Here is a 395-nt window from a genome sequence, read left to right as displayed (position 1 = left end):
GCACCGCCCCGGCCCCCCCCCCCCCGCGCCGCCCCGGAGCCCGCCCCCCCCCCCCCCGCGCGCGCCCATCTCTGACAGCCTCCACGGGCGGTTCTGCCCGGTGGGTGGGGGAGTTCAGCGGGTCGGGCGGATCATGGCGGTCGGTCGGGGTGAGTGCGGTGAGGGCCGCCGGGTGGTGAACGCCCGGTAGCGCGGCGTGGATGCGGCGGACGGTGCCGTCCCGGGAGCCGCTGCCCCCCGCCACTCCTGTCCGGAGGATTCGACAACGGCGGAACCCACCCACCGCACCAATGCCAGGAAGCAGCAGGCGGGCGACACGCCACCACCCCCCCCGCCGCGGGGGGGGGGGGGGTGGTGGTGGGCGCGGGGCAACGCCCCCCACACCAACCGCGCCA

It is taken from the genome of Kitasatospora sp. NPDC059577, assembly GCF_042735475.1.
Lineage (GTDB): Bacteria > Actinomycetota > Actinomycetes > Streptomycetales > Streptomycetaceae > Kitasatospora.
This window is presented reverse-complemented; position numbering follows the sequence as displayed.